The organism is Slackia sp. CM382 (assembly GCF_000293015.1).
Taxonomy (GTDB): Bacteria; Actinomycetota; Coriobacteriia; order Coriobacteriales; family Eggerthellaceae; genus Slackia; species Slackia exigua.
The window spans coordinates 1-5,472 of sequence record NZ_ALNO01000002.1 but is presented as its reverse complement, the minus strand read 5'-3'; the positions used below and the strand labels follow the sequence as shown (position 1 = coordinate 5,472).

3 protein-coding genes are annotated in these 5,472 nt (G+C 62.6%); all 3 read right to left on the bottom strand.

Translation table 11 applies throughout. The annotated features are described in order from the left end of the window. Positions 1-368: 368 nt before the first annotated feature. The 3 genes from HMPREF1155_RS01635 to HMPREF1155_RS01625 all read right to left on the bottom strand — a co-directional run bounded on the left by HMPREF1155_RS01635 (position 369) and on the right by HMPREF1155_RS01625 (position 5,167). Positions 369-1,880: an FAD-binding protein gene (locus HMPREF1155_RS01635; RefSeq protein WP_238319048.1), complete on the bottom strand. Its 1,512-nt coding sequence runs from the start codon at positions 1,878-1,880 to the stop codon at positions 369-371. Between the two features lie 83 nt (positions 1,881-1,963). Beyond that, positions 1,964-3,622 carry an FAD-binding protein gene (locus HMPREF1155_RS01630; RefSeq protein WP_238319047.1) on the bottom strand — a complete coding sequence of 553 codons (1,659 nt, stop codon included), beginning with the start codon at positions 3,620-3,622 and terminating at the stop codon, positions 1,964-1,966. 207 nt (positions 3,623-3,829) lie between these two features. Beyond that, positions 3,830-5,167, bottom strand: coding sequence for a helix-turn-helix transcriptional regulator (locus tag HMPREF1155_RS01625; RefSeq protein ID WP_238319046.1), 1,338 nt, complete (start codon positions 5,165-5,167; stop codon positions 3,830-3,832). Between the last annotated feature and the right edge of the window lie 305 nt (positions 5,168-5,472).

Below are 5,472 nucleotides of genomic sequence, written 5' to 3'. Positions count from 1 at the left end.
GTTGTGCTGGTGCGCCATGCCTCGCCTTTCTCCCGATTTCGATAACGACCTGGACAGCCGTCATTGTACGGGAGGGGCGAGGCGTGCGCGCAGCGCCAAGGGTCCTCCACCCGCATAGCGGGTGGTTTTCTGGCTCTCGCGCTTCGCGCAGAGGCCAGGGTTGTGGACCCTTAAAGAAAGCCCCGCACATGTGCGGGGCAAACTGTCCAAGGGCAGCACACGGGACGCGTTTTCTGGCACCGCTGCTGAGCAAGCGACCGATCGCATAAAAAAGCATAAAAAGGGACTGTCCCCATTTATGCAGAATCCGACCAGGAGAGACTCTCTTCTGGTCGGATTTTTGGAGGGGGCTGAAGTTGGACGGTTGGCTACGCGGTAATCGTGTCGGCAGCCACGAAACCGCTGGCGGCGGCGAAGCCCTGCGCGGTGCCGCCGATGATGTGCATCGGGTAGTTCGTGTGGTACATGGACCCGTTGTCCGAACCGACGGCGTACAGGCCGGAAATGGGCTCGCCGGTCTCGTCGCTGAGCACCTGCATCTTGTCGTTGGTCAGCGGGCCTCCCTCGGTGCCGTACGCGGACGGGGCGATCTTCGCCGCATAGTACGGAGCCTCGAGAACGGGGATGACGAACTCGCCGGTCAGACCGAAACGGGGGTCGGGCTCGCCGTCGGCGATGGCGTTGTAGTGCTCGACCGACGCCTTCAGCGCATCGGCGGGAACGCCCATCTTCTCTGCAAGTTCGTCCAAAGTCTGGGCGGACACGATGGAATCGTACGACTCGATTTCCTGCATCAGGTCGCCTTCGGTCATACCGGTAACGTAGTCGACCTGGCCCATCTCGGCAAAAGCGTTCACGTAGGGCGCGTCGGCCACAGCCCACGCCGTCTTTTGGTTGCGCACGGAAAGGTTGCGGAAGGCCGTCCGGCTGGTTACGGTTTCGGCCTCGTTTAAGAAGCGCTCACCCTTTTCGTTCACCGAAAGCGTTGCGTCCCAGCAGAATACCATGTTCGCGATGTCGTTGAACCCGGTTGCCCCTTCTACGGCGCCGAAGGTGTACATCATGGCGGACTGCCCATGCATCCTGCCGCCAGCGGAAAGGCCCATGTTCACGCCCGTGCCCATGCGGCCGCCCATGCCCACGATGACGATCTCGCCTTCGTCGGCGCCAACGTACTGCTTCATCATGTCGGGGTTGTCGGCAAAGCCGCCCGTCGCCAGCACCACGGCCTTGGCGTTCACCTGGATGGTGCCCTCGCCGCCCTCGGCCAAAAGCCCGGTCACGGTGCCGTCCTGCATCACGAGCTCGGACGCAGTGACGCCAGTGCGCAGCTCAAGGTTCGGCATGGTGTCGCCGTAGTCCCACAGCGGCTGAAGCATGCCCTCGCCCATGTGCAGGAAGTTCCCCTCGTCGTCGAAGCACACGCTGCCCCAGTAGGTGTCCTCGCTGATGGGGCTGTACTGTAGCTTCGCGCCATGGTCGATGGCCCAGTCGGTAGCGGGGCCGCTGTTCGCCAGATACATGGACAGCACGTCGGGCGACGCTCCCCACGACTGGAACTCCATGTAGTCGTGATACAGCTGGTCGAGCTTCAGGTCCAGCCCCTGCTCGCGCATGGCGTAGCCGCCGATGGTGGCAATGCCCTCCGTAATGGCCGATGCGCCCCCTCGAACCAGGTACTGCTCCAGCCACAGCACGTTGGCCCCGTTCTCGGCGGCGCGCACGGCTGCATAGGTTCCCGCGGTGCCGGAGCCCACGACCACCACGTCGACGTCCACGGTCTCGACGATGTTGGCGGCGGGCGCCGAGCACCCTGCAAGCGCGGCGAAGGCCCCTGCGCCGGCCACGCCGGCTGCTGCCAGGAAGTTTCTGCGGGTCATGTCCATAATGGGTCCTTTCTTCGATAGAACAAAAAAGAATGCCCGGTTCGCCGAACTGAGCCGGGCACAGGTTTCGGCATGCCTTACTGCTGGGCGACGTGCTTGCCGGCCAGGTAGCCGTAGGTGAGCGCCGCGCCGTGGCTTGCGCCGGACAGGCTGAAGGGGTAGTCGTCCACGAAGCGGCCGCCCTGCGTGTTGCCCACAGCGTACAGGCCAGCAATGGGACGCAGGTCGTCGTCGAGCACCTGGGCGTTGTCGTTCGTGACCAGGCCGCCCATGGTCACCAGAAGGCGCATACAGCTGACGTCGTCAACGGAGGTGTGCTTCAGCGTGTCGTAGGTGATGGCCTTGAACGGAGGCGTGGCAATGGCGTGCATTTTCTCGGCCGCCTTGCCGAAGTCGTCGTCGTGGCCCTTCGCGCACAGCTCGTTGTAGCGCTCCACGCTGGCCACGAACTCCTGCGCATCCTCGCCGGTAAATCCCAGCTGAGCGGCCAGGTCTTCCAGCGTGTCCGCTTCGGCCGAGAACATTTCGCCGTCGCTGCGGATGTAGCCCAGCATCGTTTCCACTGGGTAGTAATCTTCAGCCGTGGCGTCCAAAATCTGGAACACCTTGCTGCCCGGCTGGTTTACCATCACCTTGGCGATGTTGGTCATGCTCAGATCCTCGTTGCAGAAGCGCTGGCCGCGCTCGTTCAGCTCGAGGAAGAACTCGGCGCCGAACTGGAAGATGTGCGCCATGACGGCGTGGGGCGCCACGTCCACGTGACCGCCCGCGGCAATGCCCAAGCGCTGGCCGTCGCCCATGCTGGCGTGGTTGCCGTTCATGTCCATGGCCTCGTGCGAGAACAGGTACTTGTCCTTGTTGGCGTACACCCAGGGCGCGTACTGCTTCAGCATGTCGTCGTTGAAGCAGTAGTCGCCGGTTGCCAGCACCACGCCCTTGGCGGCCACGTAGCGCGTGTACGACCCGTCGGCCAGATTCTGGCACACGGCGCCGGTCACGCGGCCGTCGGCCACGTCCAGCTGCACCACGGGCAAATCGAAGAAGGTCTGCGCGTTGCCTGTGTCCAGGGCCTTCTGGATATTCGCCTCGAGGATGGGACGATGCGTCTCGTTGCCGCCGCCCACGCAGCAGCAGCCGGAGAAGTTGCGCTCGTGGTCGATGCCGAAGCGGTACGGCGCGGCCATGGCGTCGGCGTACAGGTAAATCTGCTCGGGGTCTTCGGGGCGTCCGTCTTCCGGGCCCACCATCAGCAGGCCGTCGTAGGCGCCCACGTACCACTCGAAGGCCTCGCCGCAGTTGGCCAGCCACTTGTTGATGACGCGATAGTCGCCGCGGTGCGCCATCTGGATCATGAGCTCGTTGGCGATCTCGGTGGGATCGATGTCCTCCACGCCCAGCTGGCGGGCGGTATCGCAGTTGAACGCAGCGAACATGCTGGAGCGGCAGTTGGGCACGCTGGTCTTTTCCACGCCGACCACCTTCGTGCCGGACTCGGCAGCCGCACGCAGCGCCGCCACGCCCGAAACGCCCAGGCCGCACACCACCACGTCGCAGTCCACCGTGTCGGCAATCAGGCTCTCGTCAATGGTATCAGGCCCTTCGACGGCGGCCTCCTTGCTTTCCTCTTCGGTTCTCTGCTTCGGGCTGCAGCCAGCCAGCGCTGCGCCTGCCGCCAGGACGCCCGCAGCGGCCCCAAGACCCAGAAAGCCCCTGCGCGTCATCTTGTTCGCAGTCATGGTTTCCTCCTCCATGTGCTGTGCCCCGCATTGCCGAGGGCGTTTGACTGAGAAGGATTCTAGGGGCGTTAAGACCGCCGAAAAAAGACGCGAAACGTACGCTATTGCAGAAAATTGCCGTACATACGAATCGGGTGCAGGCGTTTTATCTGGGGTTTTGCAATAAGGTTGTGAAAGCCCCGCCGAAGCCCAAACCTAGTCTGAGGCCTAGGCGTCCGCTGCGTCCTCGACCAGCGAGATAAGCTCCTGACGCGAGTGCACCCCGCATTTGGCGTAGACTTTCTGCAAATAGGACTTTACCGTGTTCTCGCTGAGCACCAGCTTCTCGGCAATGAACGGAACGCTTCGGCCGATTGCGGCAAGCTCGAACACGTCTTGCTCCCTGGGCGTGAGCCCTGCGATCTGTGCGACCGATCGAATCTTCTCCTCGAAGCGCAAAGGGCCGGCATCGTCGCTTGCTGCGGCGGGCTGCTTGGGGCTGACCAGCTGGTCGACGCCGCGGTCGCCCATAAGCCAGATGGTCGCCAACGCGAACACCAGGGCAAGGCCCGCGATGAAGGTGCGGTCGGCAACGTTCAGCCCCAAAAGCGCGAAGGCCACAAGGACGATGGCCCCGGACGAAAGCATGACGCCCATGACGCCGAACACTCGCAGGGGCGCAAACACCCGGGACTTGGCAACCAGCACCGCCACGTAATAGGCCAGGTTGTTCATGAGCGCATATGCGACGCTCGACAGCAGGTAGGCCTGGTATACAAGCCGATCGGACAGAAGCAGCAGGACCAGCGAGGCCACGATGAGGCTTGAAATGAGCTTCACAGCGGAAGACACGTTGGTGTCGCTGGTGAACAGCGACAGGTACGCCAGAAGCGCAAACGCAACGATGGAGGTGATTTCCGGGTACATGGGGCTTGCGACGTCCTGCATTGCCGTGATGTTTTGCGTGATGGCGGTCGAAAGGCCCGCCAAGAAGAGCCCGCAGAGCGTTCCCCAAAGAATCTTGGGGTCCACGCCAAGCTCGGCGCTTTGCGGCTCCGTTTCGGACGAGCCCAGCGTCTCGTCCAGATATTTGATGCAGAACAGCGCGGCGAGCAGCGTTATAACGCACGCGAACGGCCATGCGTCGATCGCGTTCAGAGCCAGGGAACCCACCGTGAAGATTGCGAGCCCCGCGACGATGGCCAGCGCAAGCTCGATCGAGGAAACCTCGAGCAGCAGCTCCAGCAGGAAAAAGAGCAGAAACGCGTTACCAATGGAATAGGCGCAGAAGCTTGCCAGGGAAAGCGCGGGCGCGGTCCAAAGCGCCAGAAGCCCCAGCGCCGCCACAAAGGCGAACAGATAGAAGGCGGCTTTGTGCGCACGAAGCGAAAGCGGCCGCCCGCCGAACAGCGCGAACGCAATGGAGACAACGGCCAGCATGGCGACGAACAATATCGAAGGATACAGGCCTGGAAGATACGGCACGCCGCCCATGAACGAGATCATGGCCAGGCTGGAAAGGTCGAGAAGGGACAATGCGCACGCGGCAACGCCGATTCGACCCAAGGATTCCTTCGATAGTGAGAGGGATTTCATAATGCTTCCGACCGCCGCTCCAACGTTGTGCAAAGTTTGCTCCGTTGCAAGTCTAGCTGGAATCGAACGCGTCCGCACAACAAAAAGGCGGGACAGAGGGAAACGTTCCCTTAGCCCCACGGGAACGATGATTGCCCTTTGGGGAATCGAGCAGAGCTTTGCTCAATCGGGATTCCCGCGCGCCCTTTGACAAGAATAGAGCTCCGGTGTGTCGGGCCTGGCGGCTTTGGGCCTCCCGTGTGTCGGGCTTGGCAAGAAAGCGGGCTTCGTGTGTT

Excerpts from the sequence above, each read along its gene's own strand:
- HMPREF1155_RS01635 (WP_238319048.1), bottom strand. The coding sequence starts at position 1,880 with ATGACCCGCAGAAACTTCCTGGCAGCAGCCGGCGTGGCCGGCGCAGGG.
- HMPREF1155_RS01630 (WP_238319047.1), bottom strand. The coding sequence starts at position 3,622 with ATGACTGCGAACAAGATGACGCGCAGGGGCTTTCTGGGTCTTGGGGCC.